Source organism: Variovorax paradoxus B4 (genome assembly GCF_000463015.1).
GTDB lineage: Bacteria > Pseudomonadota > Gammaproteobacteria > Burkholderiales > Burkholderiaceae_C > Variovorax > Variovorax paradoxus_E.
Window position 1 is genome coordinate 5,504,394 of sequence record NC_022247.1, and the last position, 14,032, is coordinate 5,518,425.

Below are 14,032 nucleotides of genomic sequence, written 5' to 3' on the forward strand. Positions count from 1 at the left end.
GCCATGGACCTTCAACGCATCCTGTGCATCGGCGGCGGTCCCGCGGGCCTCTACTTCGCGCTGCTGATGAAGGCGCGCAACCCCGCGCTCGACATCACCGTGGTGGAGCGCAACCGCCCCTTCGACACCTTCGGCTGGGGCGTGGTGCTCAGCGACCAGACGCTCGCCAACCTGGCCGCGGCCGATGCGGAAACCGCGGCGCTGATCGGCCATGAGTTCCACCACTGGGACGACATCCAGGTGTTCTTCAAGGGCCGGCAGGTGCGCTCGGGCGGCCACGGCTTCTGCGGCATCGGCCGAAAGCGGCTCTTGAACATCCTGCAGGAGCGCTGCCTCGCGCTCGGCGTGAATCTGGTCTTCGAAACCGACGCCACCGATGACCAGGCGATCGCCGCCCAGTACAACGCCGACCTGGTGATTGCGAGCGACGGCCTCAACAGCCGCATCCGCCAGCGCTATGCCGACGTGTTCAAGCCCGACATCGACCTGCGCAACTGCCGCTTCGTGTGGCTCGGCACGCACCAGACCTTCGACGCCTTCACCTTCGCCTTCGAACAGACCGAGCATGGCTGGTTCCAGGCCCATGCCTACCAGTTCGACGACAAGACCTCGACCTTCATCGTCGAGACGCCCGAAGCGGTGTGGAAGGCCCACGGCCTCGACCAGATGGAGCAGCCCGAAGCCATCGCCTTCTGCGAGAAGCTGTTCGCCAGGTACCTGGGCGGCCACGCGCTGATCAGCAACGCCACGCACCTGCGCGGCTCGGCCAACTGGATCCGCTTTCCGCGCGTGGTGTGCGAGCACTGGACGCACCGCATCGACGTCGAGGGGCGCTCGGTCCCCGTGGTGCTGATGGGCGACGCGGCGCACACGGCGCACTTCTCGATCGGCTCGGGCACCAAGCTCGCGCTGGAGGATGCGATCGACCTCGCGAACGAGTTCGAGCGCGGCGGCACCGTGGACCATGTGCTCGAGGGCTACGAGGCGCGCCGCAGCGTCGAGGTGCTCAAGATACAGAACGCCGCGCGCAATTCCACCGAATGGTTCGAGAACGTGCCGCGCTACACCGGCATGCAGATCGAGCAGTTCGCGTATTCGCTGCTCACGCGCTCGCAGCGCATCAGCCACGAGAACCTGCGCGTGCGCGACACGCAATGGCTGGGCGGCTACGAGCAGTGGCTGGCCGGCGGCAAGGCCGTGGCGCCGATGCTGATGCCGTACAGGGTGCGCGGGCTCACGCTGAAGAACCGCATCCTGGTGTCGCCGATGGCCACCTACAGCGCGGTCGATGGCGTTCCGCAGGACTTCCTGCTGGTGCACCTGGGCGCACGTGCGCTCGGCGGCGCCGCGATGGTGTTCGTCGAGATGACGAGCCCGACGCCCGAAGGCCGCATCACGCCGGCCTGCACCGGCCTCTACAACGACACGCAGCAAGCGGCGTTCAAGCGCATCGTCGACTTCGTCCACACGCAGTCGAGCGCGAAGATCGCCATGCAGCTCGGCCACAGCGGCCCCAAGGGTTCGACGCGCGTGGGCTGGGAAGGCACCGACGAGCCGCTCGAGGACGGCAACTGGCCGGTGCTCGGCGCCAGCGCACTGCCCTACGGCGAACAGAACCAGCTGCCCGCCGCGATCACGCGCGCCGAGATGGACACGCTGCGCGACCAGTTCGTCGATTCCACCCGTCGGGCCGCCGAATGCGGCTTCGACTGGCTCGAGCTGCACTGCGCGCACGGCTACCTGCTGTCGGCCTTCATCAGCCCGCTGACCAACCTGCGCACCGACGAATACGGCGGCGACATCGAAGCGCGCTGCCGCTACCCGCTCGAGGTGTTCCGCGCCATGCGCGCCGTGTGGCCGCAAGACAAGCCGATGAGCGTGCGCATCTCGGCGCACGACTGGGCGCCCGGCGGCAACACCGACGCCGACGCGGTCGTGGTGGCGCGCCTCTTCAAGGAAGCCGGCGCCGATTTCATCGACGTGTCTTCCGGCCAGACCACGCGCGCCGCCAAGCCGGTGTATGGCCGCATGTACCAGACGCCGTTCTCGGACCGCATCCGCAACGAGGTCGGCATCTCGACCATCGCGGTCGGCGCCATCACCGACGCGGACCAGGCCAACAGCATCATCGCCGCGGGCCGCGCCGACCTCTGCGCCATCGCCCGCCCGCATCTCGCGGACCCCGCGTGGACCTTGCACGAGGCCGCCAAGCTGCAAAGCCGCGACGTCGACTGGCCCAAGCAATACCTGAGCGGGCGCGACCAGCTCTACCGCGAGATCGCCAAGCAGCAGCAGATGGCGGCCACCGCGCTTGCCACCCAGAATAGCGAGGAGACGCACTGAAATGAACCCCCCACGCTCATCGCTTCGCGTATCGCTGCCCCCCGAGGGGGCGCGTCAGTGCCTTCGGGCGGCCGGGCGCCACTGACATGGACCTCGAAGCACGCGCCCACAGCGAGCACCCCGAGGCCCTGCGCCTCTGGCTGCGGCTGCTCACCTGCACCCAGCTGATCGAGAAGCAGGTGCGCAACGAACTGCGCTCGCAGTTCGCCACCACGCTGCCGCGCTTCGACCTGATGTCGCAGCTCGAGCGTTCGCCCGATGGCTTGAAGATGAACGAGCTCTCGCGCCGCATGATGGTGACGGGCGGCAACGTGACCGGCATCACCGACCAGCTCGTGGCCGAAGGGCTGGTGGAGCGCATCAACGTCGAGGGCGATCGCCGCGCCTGGCGCGTGCGGCTCACCGCGCGCGGCCGCAAGCTCTTCAACGAGATGGCCCAGCAGCACGAAGACTGGATCGTCGATGCCTTCGCGGGCCTCAGCGCCAAGGAGATCGCGCAGCTCCACAAGCTGCTCGGCAAGGTCAAGCAACACTCACACAGCCAGATGGCGGAGGCCGAATGAAGCACTACATCGGCGCGGGCAATCCCATGCACGCGCAATTCGAGGCCAGGGCGCCTTACGTGGCGAAGCACTTCGCATGGCACTACGAAGCGGGCGTCGGCACCATCACGCTGAACCGGCCCGAGCGAAAGAACCCGCTCACGTTCGATTCGTATGCCGAGCTGCGCGACCTGTTCCGCGCGCTGGCCTACGCGACCGACGTGAAGGTGATCGTCGTGACCGGCGCGGGCGGCAACTTCTGCTCGGGTGGCGACGTGCACGAGATCATCGGCCCGCTCACCGGCATGCGCATGCCGGAGTTGCTCGAGTTCACGCGCATGACCGGCGACCTGGTGAAGGCCATCCGCCATTGCCCGCAACCGATCGTCGGCGCCATCGACGGCGTGTGCGCCGGTGCCGGCGCGATGATCGCGCTGGCCTGCGATCTGCGCTACGGCTCGCCCGCCACGCGCACCGCCTTCCTGTTCACGCGCGTGGGCCTCGCCGGCGCCGACATGGGCGCCTGCGCATTGCTGCCGCGAGTGATCGGCCAGGGCCGCGCTTCCGAGCTGCTGTTCACCGGCCGCGCGATGACGGCGCAGGAGGGCCAGGCCTGGGGCTTCTTCAATGCGCTGCACGAAAGCGACGCATTGCTCGAGGCCGCCACCAAGGTGGCGCGCGAACTGGCCGAGGGCCCGAGCTTCGCGCACGGCATGACCAAGACCATGCTGTCGCAGGAATGGTCGATGACCATCGACCAGGCCATCGAGGCCGAAGCGCAGGCGCAGGCGATCTGCATGCAGACCGAGGACTTCAAGCGCGCCTACGAAGCGTTTGCGGCCAAGCGCAAACCCGTGTTCGGCGGGGATTGAGCCATGATGACCAAGGTTCCCGCACCGCCTTCGACAACGCACCTCGCGCTGCCGTTCTTCGATGAAGCGCATCGCACGCTCGCGAGCGACCTGCTGCCCTGGTGCGCCGCGCAGGAGGTCGATGAACGCGACGACCGCGCGGCCTGCCGCGAATGGGTGCGCCGCCTCGGCGACGGCGGCTGGCTGCGCTATGCCGTGCCCGGCAGCGCAGGCGGCGCGCTGGAGCGCCTCGATTCGCGCGCGCTGGTGCTGCTGCGAGAGACGCTCGGCTATCACTCGCCGCTGGCCGACTTCGCGTTCGCGATGCAGGGGCTGGGCAGCGGCGCGATCACGCTGGCGGGCACCCCCGAGCAGCAATCGCAGTACCTCGCGGCCGTGGGCAAGGGCGAGAAGATCGCGGCCTTCGCGCTGAGCGAACCCGATGCGGGCTCCGACGTGGCTGCGATGGCGATGCGCGCCGAACCCACCACCGATGGCTGGCGCCTCCACGGCACGAAGACCTGGATCAGCAACGGCGGCATCGCCGACTTCTATTGCGTGTTCGCCAAGACCGATCCCGCGGGCGGCACGCGCGGCATCACGGCGTTCATCGTCGATGCGACGGCGTCCGGCCTCGACACTTCCGAACACATCGACGTGATGGCGCCGCACCCGCTCGCCACGCTGCGCTTCGAGAACTGCATCGTGCCGCGCACGGCGCAGCTCGGCGAACTCAACGGCGGCTTCAAGCTCGCGATGCGCACGCTCGACATCTTCCGTGCGTCGGTTGCCGCGGCTGCGCTCGGCATGGGGCGCCGCGCGCTCGCCGAAGCCATTGCGCATGCGAAGGGCCGGCGCATGTTCGGCCAGACGCTCGCCGACTTCCAGCTCACGCAGGCCAAGCTCGGCGAGATGGCCGCGCTGATCGACAGCGCCGCATTGCTCACCTACCGCGCCGCATGGATGCGCGACGATGCCGAACGGCGCGGCGCACCCGCGGTGGGCGACGTATCCGCCGCAGCGGCCATGGCCAAGATGTGCGCCACCGAGAACGCGAGCCGCGTGATCGACATGGCGCTGCAGATGCACGGCGGCCTCGGCGTGAAGGTTGGCACGAAGATTGAGAGCCTCTACCGCGACATCCGCTCGCTGCGCATCTACGAAGGCGCGACGGAAGTTCAACAACTGATCATCGGCAAATCCGTTTTGCGGGGATAAACACCGTGTCTGCCCAAGTCGACCGCTTCGTTCACGACCGCCTGCCGCCCGCCGAGCAGTTGCCGGTCTTCCGCTACGACCTCCCGGAGCTGCAGCTGCCCGACCAGCTGAACCTCGTCGAGGAGCTCCTGGACAAGGCGCCCGCCAAGGGCTTCGGCGACAGGCCGATGCTGCGTTCACCCGCCGGCACGCTGACCTATTCGCAGGCCGCCGTCGAAGTCAACCGCATCGCGCAGGTGCTGACCGAAGACCTGGGCCTCCTGCCCGGCAACCGCGTGCTGCTGCGCGGCGGCAATTCCGTGGCCATGGCCTTGTCGTGGCTCGCAGTGGTGAAGGCCGGTTTGATCGCCGTTGCCACCATGCCGCTGCTGCGCGCGAAGGAGCTGGGCGAAATCATCGAGAAGGCGCGCCCGGTGGCGGCGCTGTGCGACGGACGCCTGCTCGACGAGCTCGTGCTGGCGCAGCGGGAACATCCCGTGCTCGCGTCCGTGGTTGCGTTCAACAAGCCCGATGCGCCCGATTCACTGTCGGCACGCGCGGCGGGCAAGAGCGGCGTGTTCACCGCCTGCCCCACGGCATCGGACGATATCGCCCTGCTCGCGTTCACCTCCGGCACCACGGGCAAGCCCAAGGCACCGGTCACCACGCACCGCGACGTGCTCGCGATGTGCGAAACCTGGCCGCGCCACGTGCTCCAGGCGCGCAGCGACGACATCGTGATCGGTTCGCCGCCGCTGGCCTTCACCTTCGGGCTCGGCGGGCTGCTGGTGTTTCCAATGTGGGCCGGTGCCTCGGTGTACTTTGCCGATGCACCTTTCACGCCCGAAGGTCTCGTGAAGCTCATCAACGAAGTCGGTGCGACCATCTGCTACACGGCACCCACCTTCTATCGCCAGATGGCGCCTTTCGTCCGGCAGCACGGCGCGCCGAGCCTGCGCATCTGCGTGAGCGCCGGCGAGGCACTGCCCGACGCCACGCGGCAGCTGTGGAAGGAAGCCACCGGCATCGAGATGCTCGACGGCATTGGCGGCACCGAGGTGTTCCACATCTACATTTCCGCAGCTGGCGACCAGGTGCGCCGCGGCGCGGTGGGCAAGGTGGTGCCCGGCTTCACCGCCAAGGTGGTGGACGACCAGGGCAACGAAGTCCCGCGCGGCAAGGTCGGCAAGCTGGCGCTGCAGGGTCCCGTGGGCTGCCGCTACCTCGACGATCCGCGCCAGGTCGACTACGTGAAGGACGGCTGGAACTACCCCGGCGACTCGTTCGTGCAGGACGACGACGGCTACTTCTTCTACCAGGCACGCGCCGATGACATGATCATCACCGCCGGCTACAACGTCGGCGGGCCCGAGGTCGAGGATGCGCTGCTCAAGCACCCGGCCGTGGCCGAGTGCGGCGTGATCGGCAAGCCCGATGCCGACCGCGGCATGATCGTGAAGGCCTTCTGCGTGCTGAAGCCCGGCCATGAAGGCGATGCGGCGCTCGTCAAGGCGCTGCAGGACCATGTGAAGGCCACCATCGCACCGTTCAAATACCCGCGGGAGATCGAGTTCGTGACGGTGCTGCCGCGCACCGAGACCGGCAAGCTCCAGCGATTCAAACTGAGACAACTCAACGACACCACATCATGATGAACAAACTCTTGCAGCCCCCAGGCTGGTTGCCCCCCAAGGGCTATGCGAATGGCGTGGCCGCGCGCGGCACCATGGTGTTCGTCGGCGGCCAGATCGGCTGGAATGCGCAGCAGCAGTTCGAGTCGGACGACTTCATCGCGCAGTGCGGCCTGGCGCTGCGCAACATTGCCGAAGTGCTGCGCGAAGCCGGCGCCGGTCCCGAGCACATGGTGCGCATGACCTGGTATGTGACCGATCGCGACGAGTACAGCCGCCGGCTCGGCGAGCTCGGCCCGGTGTATCGCGACGCGATGGGGCGCAACTTCCCGGCCATGACCTGCGTGCAGGTGGCAGCGCTGGTCGAGCACCGCGCAAAGGTCGAGATCGAGGTCACGGCGGTCATTCCGGACTAGCCGTACGAAAGAAGCCGCCTGCGCGGCACAAATGAAAAAGCCCTCTTCGCGAGGGCATTTTCATGGGCGGATCCATCGACCCAAAGAAAAAAGGCCCTTTGAAATTCAAAGGGCCTTTTAAATTGGTTGCGCGAGCAAGATTTGAACTTGCGACCTTTGGGTTATGAGCCCAACGAGCTACCAGGCTGCTCCATCGCGCGGCAAGATGGAATTATACCTTATTCAGCAGCGCCTTGCTCGGCGGCTTCTTCTTTAATTTCAGGACGGTCGACCAGTTCGACCAGCGCCATGGGTGCATTGTCGCCAACGCGGAAACCCATCTTCAGGATGCGGGTGTAGCCGCCCGGACGCGCTGCGAAACGCGGGCCGAGTTCGCCGAAGAGCTTCACGACGCTGTCGCGGTCGCGCAGGCGGTCGAAGGCCAGGCGCTTGTTGGCAACCGTGGGCTTCTTGGCGAGCGTGATCATCGGTTCGATGACGCGGCGCAGTTCCTTGGCCTTGGGGACCGTGGTCTTGATGACTTCGTGCTCGATGAGCGAATTCATCATGTTCTGCAGCATCGCAAGGCGGTGCGAGCTGGTGCGGTTGAGTTTGCGGAGTCCGTGTCCGTGACGCATGGTGCTTTCCTTTACTTTATTAAACAGACAGCCGTATCAGGTACTGCCCGGTGCACGGGCCCTCGTGGGCCCACTTCTTCATCAAAAAATCAACGCTTGTCGAGACCGGCCGGCGGCCAGCTTTCAAGCTTCATACCCAAGGTCAGGCCGCGCGAGGCAAGCACTTCCTTGATTTCGTTGAGCGACTTGCGACCCAGGTTCGGGGTCTTGAGCAGCTCGTTCTCGGTGCGCTGGATCAGGTCACCGATGTAGTAGATGTTTTCGGCCTTCAGGCAGTTGGCCGAACGCACGGTGAGTTCGAGCTCGTCGACAGGGCGCAGCAGGATCGGATCGAATTGCTGTGCGCTGCGCGGTGCCGGCGCATCGAATGCAGCCAGTTCGCCGCCTTCGAGCTGCGCGAACACGGCCAGCTGTTCGACCAGGATTTTAGCCGAGGCGCGCACGGCGTCTTCGGCGGTGATCGCACCGTTGGTCTCGATCTCGACCAGCAGCTTGTCCAGGTCGGTACGCTGTTCGACACGGGCGCTTTCGACCGTGTAGCTCACACGCTTGACGGGCGAGAACGAGGCGTCCAGGACGATGCGGCCGATCGACTTGGTCGGCTCGTCGGCGTAGCGACGCATCGTGCCAGGCACGTAGCCGCGACCCTTTTCGACCTTGATCTGCATGTCGAGCTTGCCGCCTTGCGACAGGTGCGCGATCACGTGGTCGGGGTTGATGATCTCGACGTCGTGCGGGGTCTGGATGTCCGATGCCAGCACCGGGCCTTCGCCGTCCTTGCGCAGGCTCAGCGTGACTTCGTCGCGGTTGTGGAGCTTGAACACCACGCCCTTGAGATTCAGCAGGATGTTGACGACATCTTCCTGCACGCCGTCGATCGACGAGTACTCGTGCAGAACGCCGGCGATCGTGACTTCAGTGGCCGAATAACCGACCATCGACGACAGCAGAACGCGGCGCAGCGCGTTGCCGAGCGTGTGGCCGTAGCCGCGCTCGAAAGGCTCGAGCGTCACCTTGGCCTTGTTGGCGGCAAGTTGCTCGACCTGGATGGTCTTGGGTTTCAGCAGGGTGGTTTGCATGCAGACTTCCTCTCAATACCCCCGGCTCGTTACACCGGTAAGGCTGGTGAAGCACCTGACCCGCAGCAAGGCACGGGGCAGGAACGTGAACAACAAAAACTTGTCTCCCGCACACACGACGTGCGCGGGAACAAAAAAATCAACGCGAATAGAGTTCGACGATCAGCGATTCGTTGATGTCGGCTGCGAATTCGTCGCGATCGGGCACCTTCTTGAAGGTACCTTCGGCCTTGTCGGCGTTCACTTCGACCCAGGCCGGGATACCGACTTGCTGGGCGAGCTGGAGCGCTTCGGCAATGCGGGTCTGCTTCTTCGACTTGTCGCGAACGGCGATCACGTCGCCGGTCTTCACCAGGTACGACGGGATGTTGACCGATTGGCCATTCACCGTGATCGCCTTGTGCGACACGAGCTGGCGTGCTTCGGCGCGCGTCGAGCCGAAGCCCATGCGGTAGACGACGTTGTCCAGGCGCGATTCGAGGATGAACAGCAGGTTGGCGCCGGTGTTGCCACGGCGGCGGTCGGCTTCTTCGAAGTAGCGGCGGAACTGCTTCTCGAGCACGCCGTACATGCGCTTGACCTTCTGCTTTTCGCGCAGCTGCAGGCCGTAGTCGGAGGTACGCTGACCCGAAGTGCGGCCGTGCTGGCCGGGCTTGGAATCGAACTTGGCCTTGTCTTGAATGGAGCGGCGGGCGCTCTTCAGGAACAGGTCGGTGCCTTCACGGCGGGAAAGTTTGGCCTTGGGGCCGAGGTAGCGTGCCACGATTTTTCCTTTGTGTCATCTGCCGCAGTTGCCTGCGGGAGCCATCGGCGAAGACGCGGATGGCGGTGGGCTTAGTAAAAAAACAAATGCGCAGCCGCTCAAAAGCCGGCTGCGCCTTGCGGACTGACGCTCAGATGCGGCGACGCTTCTGGGGACGGCAGCCGTTGTGCGGAACGGGCGTCACGTCGGCAATGGAATTGATCCGGATGCCGAGCGCAGCCAGTGCGCGCACCGACGATTCGCGACCGGGGCCGGGGCCCTTGATCTCGACGTCGAGGTTCTTGATGCCTTGTTCGACAGCAGCACGGCCGGCCACTTCGGAAGCGACCTGCGCAGCGAACGGGGTCGACTTGCGCGAGCCCTTGAAGCCCTGGCCACCCGACGAAGCCCACGACAGGGCGTTGCCCTGGCGATCGGTGATCGTGATGATGGTGTTGTTGAACGAGGCATGCACGTGGGCGATGCCGTCCGCAACGTTCTTGCGAACCTTCTTGCGAACGCGCTGTGCGGCGTTGTTTGCAGGTGCTTTAGCCATGCTGGTCTATCCTTATTTCTTCAGGGACTGCGCAGCCTTGCGCGGACCCTTGCGGGTGCGGGCGTTGGTGCGCGTGCGCTGGCCGCGCATCGGCAGGCCGCGACGGTGACGGAAGCCGCGATAGCAGCCGATGTCCATCAAACGCTTGATGTTCATCGTCGTCTCGCGACGCAGATCGCCTTCGATGGTGAACAAGGCGATCTGGTCGCGGATCTTTTCGAGATCGGCGTCAGTCAGGTCCTTGATCTTCTTCGAATATTCGATGCCGCTCGCTTCGCAGATTTGACGGGCGCGGGTGCGACCGATGCCGAAGATGGCGGTCAGGCCGATTTCAGCGTGCTTGTGCGGCGGGATGTTGATGCCAGCAATACGTGCCATGTGCGTCCTCTAATACTCTTCAATCAACCCTGGCGCTGCTTGTGGCGCGGGTCGGTGCAAATCACACGCACCACACCTTTACGGCGGATGACCTTGCAATTACGGCAGATGGTTTTGACCGAAGCCGAAACTCTCATTTCATTCTCCTAAAACTGTTTAACGTGGCGGTACACCGCCCATACCCAAATTCTCAATACTGAAACTCACAGCCCTACGATGTCTTGAAGTTGGCCTTCTTCAGCAGCGATTCGTACTGCTGGGACATCATGTAGTTTTGCACCTGGGCCATGAAGTCCATCGTGACGACCACGATGATCAGCAGGGAGGTACCACCGAAGTAGAACGGCACGTTGTACTTCAGGATCAGGAACTCGGGCAGCAGGCAGACGAAGGTGATGTACACCGCGCCGGCCAACGTCAGGCGAACCAGAATCTTGTCGATATAGCGAGCGGTCTGGTCACCCGGACGAATGCCCGGAATGAATGCACCGCTCTTCTTCAGGTTGTCGGCCGTTTCCTTGCTGTTGAACACGAGTGCCGTGTAGAAGAAGCAGAAGAAAACGATCGCGGCAGCGTACAGCAGCACGTAGATCGGCTCGCCCGGACGCAGCGCGCCGGCAATGTCCTTGATCCAGCCGAAACCACCTTCGCCGGTGCTGAACCAGCCGACCACCGTTGCGGGCAGCAGGATGATCGACGAGGCGAAGATCGGCGGAATCACGCCGGCCATGTTCAGCTTCAAGGGCAGGTGCGACGACTGGCCGCCATAGACCTTGTTGCCGACCTGGCGCCGCGCATAGTTCACGAGGATCTTGCGTTGGCCGCGTTCGACGAACACCACGAAGTAGGTGACCAGCACCACGACCGCGATGATGAAGAGCGCGATGATCGGGTTCATCGCACCGGTCGTCACCAGCGAAGCCAGGCCGCCGATGGCTGCGGGCAGGCCGGCCGCGATACCTGCAAAGATCAGGATCGAGATGCCGTTGCCCAGGCCGCGTTCGGTGATCTGCTCGCCGAGCCACATGAGGAACATCGAGCCTGCCGTGAGGCTCACCATGGCGGTCAGGCGGAAGCCGAAACCGGGGGCGATGACCAGTCCGGCCGACGACTCGAGCGCCACTGCAATGCTGAACGACTGGAACAGGGCCAGGCCGAGCGCGCCGTAGCGCGTGTACTGCGTGATCTTGCGGCGACCCGCCTCGCCTTCCTTCTTCAATTGCTCGAAGGTCGGAATCACGTAGGTCATCAACTGCATGATGATCGACGCCGAGATGTACGGCATGATCCCCAACGCGAACACGGTGAAGCGCGACAGCGCCCCGCCCGAGAACATGTTGAACAGGCTCAGGATGCCGCCCTGCTGGCCCTGGAACAACGCCGCCAGCTGGTCCGGGTTGATGCCCGGCACAGGAATGTGCGCGCCGATCCGATAGACCACGAGCGCGAGCAGCAAAAAGACGAGCCGGCGACGCAGGTCGCCGAACTTGCCTGTCTTTGCGATCGTTGCCGCGTTAGTTGCCACGAAGAACTTCTTTCAGTCCAGTGTGATCAGGCGACGCTGCCGCCGGCTGCTTCGATCGCAGCCTTGGCACCAGCGGTTGCACCCACGCCCGTCAGCTTGACGGCCTTGGTGAGTTCACCGGTCTTGACGATCTTGACGACCTTGGCGAGCTGGCCCACGAGGCCGGCTTGCTTGAGCGCCAGGACATCCACTTCAGCCAGGCCGAGCTGCTCGAGGGCAGTCAGCGTGACTTCGGCGTTGAACTTCAGCAGGTGCGACTTGAAGCCACGCTTGGGCAGGCGACGCTGCAGCGGCATTTGACCGCCTTCGAAGCCGACCTTGTGGAAACCGCCTGCGCGCGACTTCTGACCCTTGTGACCGCGACCTGCGGTCTTGCCGATACCGGAGCCGATACCGCGGCCGACACGGCGCTTGGCGTGCTTGGCGCCATCCGCCGGCTTGATGCCATTGAGTTCCATATCAGTCTCTCTTACAGAACTTTGACCAGATAACTGATCTTGTTGATCATGCCGCGCACCGCCGGGGTGTCCTGCAGCTCGCTCACGCTGTTGAGCTTGCGCAGGCCGAGGCCACGCACGGTCGCGCGATGCGATTCCTTGGTGCCAATCGGGCTCTTGACCAATTGCACCTTGAGGGTTTGTTGTTGCGTCGTCATTTGAATGCTCTTCCGATTGCTTGCGCTCAGGCGAAGATTTCTTCGACGGTCAGGCCACGCTTGGCAGCCACTTCGGACGCGGTCGTCGAGTTCTTCAATCCGTCGAGCGTGGCGCGAACCATGTTGTAGGGGTTCGACGAACCGTGGCTCTTGGCCACGATGTCGGTGATGCCCATGACTTCGAACACGGCGCGCATCGGGCCGCCGGCGATGATGCCGGTACCCTTCGGGGCCGGGATCATGACCACCGAGGCAGCGCCCCAATGGCCCGTCACGCGGTGATGCAGCGTGCCGTTCTTGATCGAGATCTTGGCCAGGTTGCGACGGGCTTCTTCCATCGCCTTCTGCACAGCAGCGGGCACTTCCTTGGACTTGCCCTTGCCCATGCCGACGCGGCCGTCGCCGTCGCCCACGACGGTGAGCGCTGCGAAACCGAGGATACGACCACCCTTCACCACCTTGGTGACGCGGTTGATCGCGATCATCTTCTCGCGCAAACCGTCTTCAGGGCCTTCGTTCTGCGTTCTTGCTTGAATCTTTGCCATTTTGAATCTCGTGTCCGTTTAGAACTGCAGGCCGGCTTCGCGGGCAGCGTCGGCCAGCGCCTTGACGCGGCCGTGGTACGCGAAACCAGCGCGGTCGAAGGCAACCTTCTCGACACCGGCAGCCTTCGCCTTTTCAGCGATGCGCTTGCCGATGGCCGTTGCAGCGGCGGCATTGCCGCCCTTGCCCGAGCCGCCGAGCGCAGCGCGCACTTCGGCTTCGGCCGTCGATGCGGTGGCGATCACCTTGGTGCCGTCGTCGGAGATGACGGTGGCATAGATGTGCAGGTTGGTGCGGTTCACCGTCAGACGGGCCACGCCCTGCGTCGCGATGCGAATGCGGGTCTGGCGCGAGCGGCGAAGACGCTGTGCTTTTTTGGTCAACATCATTTTGCTGCCCCTTACTTCTTCTTGGTCTCTTTGATCACGATCTTCTCGTCCGAATAACGGATGCCCTTGCCCTTGTAAGGCTCAGGCGGACGAACAGCGCGGATCTCAGCGGCGATTTGACCAACGCGCTGACGGTCAGCACCCTTGATCACGATTTCGGTCGGGGTCGCGGTGGCCACCGTGATGCCTTGCGGCATGTCGATGTTGACCGGGTGCGAATAACCGACTTGCAGGTTCAGCTTGTTGTTGGACGCTGCAGCCTTGTAGCCGACGCCGACCAGGTTGAGCTTCTTCTCGAAGCCCTTGGTCACGCCAACCACCATGTTGTTCACCAGCTGACGGATCGTGCCGCTCATCGCGTTCGCTTCACGCGACTCGTTGGCGGGCTCGAAATTCAGCTTGCCGTCATTGCTGACGATCTTGACCAGTGCATTGCGTGCCAGGTTGAGCGTGCCGCCCGTACCCTTGACGCTGATCTGGTCTTCCTTGATCGACACATCCACGCCTGCGGGGATGGTGATCGGCATTTTTCCTACTCGGGACATTTCAGTTACTCCTCGATGTCTCG

Annotated in this window: 18 protein-coding genes and 1 tRNA gene; 6 read left to right on the forward strand and 13 right to left on the reverse strand. The window is 64.4% G+C overall.

From position 1 onward, the window contains the following. Positions 1–3 precede the first annotated feature (3 nt). The 6 genes from VAPA_RS25695 (at position 4) to VAPA_RS25720 (ending at position 6,980) form a co-directional block, all read left to right on the forward strand. Positions 4–2,343, forward strand: a complete 2,340-nt coding sequence (locus VAPA_RS25695; RefSeq protein ID WP_021012919.1) for a bifunctional salicylyl-CoA 5-hydroxylase/oxidoreductase — start codon at positions 4–6, stop codon at positions 2,341–2,343. A gap of 86 nt (positions 2,344–2,429) precedes the next feature. Beyond that, positions 2,430–2,906, forward strand: coding sequence for a MarR family winged helix-turn-helix transcriptional regulator (locus VAPA_RS25700; RefSeq protein WP_021012920.1), 477 nt, complete (start codon positions 2,430–2,432; stop codon positions 2,904–2,906). Further along, a complete protein-coding gene (locus VAPA_RS25705; RefSeq protein ID WP_021012921.1) occupies positions 2,903–3,757 on the forward strand; it encodes an enoyl-CoA hydratase family protein in 855 nt (284 codons plus the stop codon). Before VAPA_RS25700 ends, VAPA_RS25705 begins: the two co-directional genes overlap by 4 nt. 3 nt (positions 3,758–3,760) lie before the next feature. Next, positions 3,761–4,954 (forward strand): acyl-CoA dehydrogenase family protein, encoded by a 1,194-nt coding sequence (locus VAPA_RS25710; RefSeq protein ID WP_021012922.1) that lies wholly within the window; start codon positions 3,761–3,763, stop codon positions 4,952–4,954. Between the two features lie 5 nt (positions 4,955–4,959). Continuing rightward, on the forward strand, positions 4,960–6,585 hold the full coding sequence (locus VAPA_RS25715) for an AMP-binding protein (protein WP_021012923.1): 1,626 nt from the start codon (positions 4,960–4,962) through the stop codon (positions 6,583–6,585). After that, entirely contained in the window at positions 6,582–6,980 is a 399-nt protein-coding gene (locus VAPA_RS25720; protein ID WP_041946251.1) for a RidA family protein, read from the forward strand. Before VAPA_RS25715 ends, VAPA_RS25720 begins: the two co-directional genes overlap by 4 nt. Before the next feature lie 123 nt (positions 6,981–7,103). On the opposite strand, the gene VAPA_RS25725 is transcribed toward VAPA_RS25720, so the two are convergent. The 13 genes from VAPA_RS25725 to rplF all read right to left on the reverse strand — a co-directional run bounded on the left by VAPA_RS25725 (position 7,104) and on the right by rplF (position 14,009). After that, a tRNA-Met gene (locus VAPA_RS25725) sits at positions 7,104–7,180 on the reverse strand. Positions 7,181–7,198: 18 nt separating this feature from the next. Beyond that, a complete protein-coding gene (gene rplQ, locus VAPA_RS25730; RefSeq protein WP_015867792.1) occupies positions 7,199–7,597 on the reverse strand; it encodes a 50S ribosomal protein L17 in 399 nt (132 codons plus the stop codon). An 89-nt stretch (positions 7,598–7,686) separates the two neighbouring features. Then, positions 7,687–8,676, reverse strand: a complete 990-nt coding sequence (locus tag VAPA_RS25735; RefSeq protein ID WP_009124827.1) for a DNA-directed RNA polymerase subunit alpha — start codon at positions 8,674–8,676, stop codon at positions 7,687–7,689. Between the two features lie 139 nt (positions 8,677–8,815). Then, positions 8,816–9,439 (reverse strand): 30S ribosomal protein S4, encoded by a 624-nt coding sequence (rpsD, locus tag VAPA_RS25740; protein WP_013544104.1) that lies wholly within the window; start codon positions 9,437–9,439, stop codon positions 8,816–8,818. Between the two features lie 130 nt (positions 9,440–9,569). Continuing rightward, a complete protein-coding gene (rpsK, locus tag VAPA_RS25745; RefSeq protein WP_009124825.1) occupies positions 9,570–9,974 on the reverse strand; it encodes a 30S ribosomal protein S11 in 405 nt (134 codons plus the stop codon). A 12-nt stretch (positions 9,975–9,986) separates the two neighbouring features. Then, positions 9,987–10,352, reverse strand: coding sequence for a 30S ribosomal protein S13 (rpsM, locus tag VAPA_RS25750; protein ID WP_013544105.1), 366 nt, complete (start codon positions 10,350–10,352; stop codon positions 9,987–9,989). A 23-nt stretch (positions 10,353–10,375) separates the two neighbouring features. Continuing rightward, the gene (gene rpmJ / locus VAPA_RS34095) at positions 10,376–10,489 is read right to left on the reverse strand and encodes a 50S ribosomal protein L36 (protein ID WP_013544106.1); all 114 of its coding nucleotides are present in this window, start codon (positions 10,487–10,489) and stop codon (positions 10,376–10,378) included. Positions 10,490–10,563: 74 nt separating this feature from the next. After that, a complete protein-coding gene (secY, locus tag VAPA_RS25755) occupies positions 10,564–11,877 on the reverse strand; it encodes a preprotein translocase subunit SecY (protein WP_021012925.1) in 1,314 nt (437 codons plus the stop codon). Between the two features lie 26 nt (positions 11,878–11,903). Further along, positions 11,904–12,335 (reverse strand): 50S ribosomal protein L15, encoded by a 432-nt coding sequence (gene rplO, locus VAPA_RS25760; protein WP_021012926.1) that lies wholly within the window; start codon positions 12,333–12,335, stop codon positions 11,904–11,906. Positions 12,336–12,346: 11 nt separating this feature from the next. Further along, positions 12,347–12,532, reverse strand: a complete 186-nt coding sequence (gene rpmD, locus VAPA_RS25765) for a 50S ribosomal protein L30 (RefSeq protein ID WP_009124818.1) — start codon at positions 12,530–12,532, stop codon at positions 12,347–12,349. 26 nt (positions 12,533–12,558) lie between these two features. Then, positions 12,559–13,077, reverse strand: a complete 519-nt coding sequence (gene rpsE, locus VAPA_RS25770) for a 30S ribosomal protein S5 (protein WP_015867795.1) — start codon at positions 13,075–13,077, stop codon at positions 12,559–12,561. Between the two features lie 18 nt (positions 13,078–13,095). Continuing rightward, a complete protein-coding gene (gene rplR, locus VAPA_RS25775; protein ID WP_021012927.1) occupies positions 13,096–13,461 on the reverse strand; it encodes a 50S ribosomal protein L18 in 366 nt (121 codons plus the stop codon). A 14-nt stretch (positions 13,462–13,475) separates the two neighbouring features. Next, the gene (gene rplF / locus VAPA_RS25780; RefSeq protein WP_009124809.1) at positions 13,476–14,009 is read right to left on the reverse strand and encodes a 50S ribosomal protein L6; all 534 of its coding nucleotides are present in this window, start codon (positions 14,007–14,009) and stop codon (positions 13,476–13,478) included. Positions 14,010–14,032: the final 23 nt, after the last annotated feature.

Coding starts and splice junctions, on each gene's coding strand:
- VAPA_RS25695 (WP_021012919.1), top strand. CDS start 4: ATGGACCTTCAACGCATCCTGTGCATCGGCGGCGGTCCCGCGGGCCTC.
- VAPA_RS25700 (WP_021012920.1), top strand. CDS start 2,430: ATGGACCTCGAAGCACGCGCCCACAGCGAGCACCCCGAGGCCCTGCGC.
- VAPA_RS25705 (WP_021012921.1), top strand. CDS start 2,903: ATGAAGCACTACATCGGCGCGGGCAATCCCATGCACGCGCAATTCGAG.
- VAPA_RS25710 (WP_021012922.1), top strand. CDS start 3,761: ATGATGACCAAGGTTCCCGCACCGCCTTCGACAACGCACCTCGCGCTG.
- VAPA_RS25720 (WP_041946251.1), top strand. CDS start 6,582: ATGATGAACAAACTCTTGCAGCCCCCAGGCTGGTTGCCCCCCAAGGGC.
- rplQ (WP_015867792.1), bottom strand. CDS start 7,597: ATGCGTCACGGACACGGACTCCGCAAACTCAACCGCACCAGCTCGCAC.
- VAPA_RS25735 (WP_009124827.1), bottom strand. CDS start 8,676: ATGCAAACCACCCTGCTGAAACCCAAGACCATCCAGGTCGAGCAACTT.
- rpsK (WP_009124825.1), bottom strand. CDS start 9,974: ATGGCTAAAGCACCTGCAAACAACGCCGCACAGCGCGTTCGCAAGAAG.
- rpsM (WP_013544105.1), bottom strand. CDS start 10,352: ATGGCACGTATTGCTGGCATCAACATCCCGCCGCACAAGCACGCTGAA.
- rpmJ (WP_013544106.1), bottom strand. CDS start 10,489: ATGAGAGTTTCGGCTTCGGTCAAAACCATCTGCCGTAATTGCAAGGTC.
- rplO (WP_021012926.1), bottom strand. CDS start 12,335: ATGGAACTCAATGGCATCAAGCCGGCGGATGGCGCCAAGCACGCCAAG.
- rpmD (WP_009124818.1), bottom strand. CDS start 12,532: ATGACGACGCAACAACAAACCCTCAAGGTGCAATTGGTCAAGAGCCCG.
- rpsE (WP_015867795.1), bottom strand. CDS start 13,077: ATGGCAAAGATTCAAGCAAGAACGCAGAACGAAGGCCCTGAAGACGGT.
- rplR (WP_021012927.1), bottom strand. CDS start 13,461: ATGTTGACCAAAAAAGCACAGCGTCTTCGCCGCTCGCGCCAGACCCGC.
- rplF (WP_009124809.1), bottom strand. CDS start 14,009: ATGTCCCGAGTAGGAAAAATGCCGATCACCATCCCCGCAGGCGTGGAT.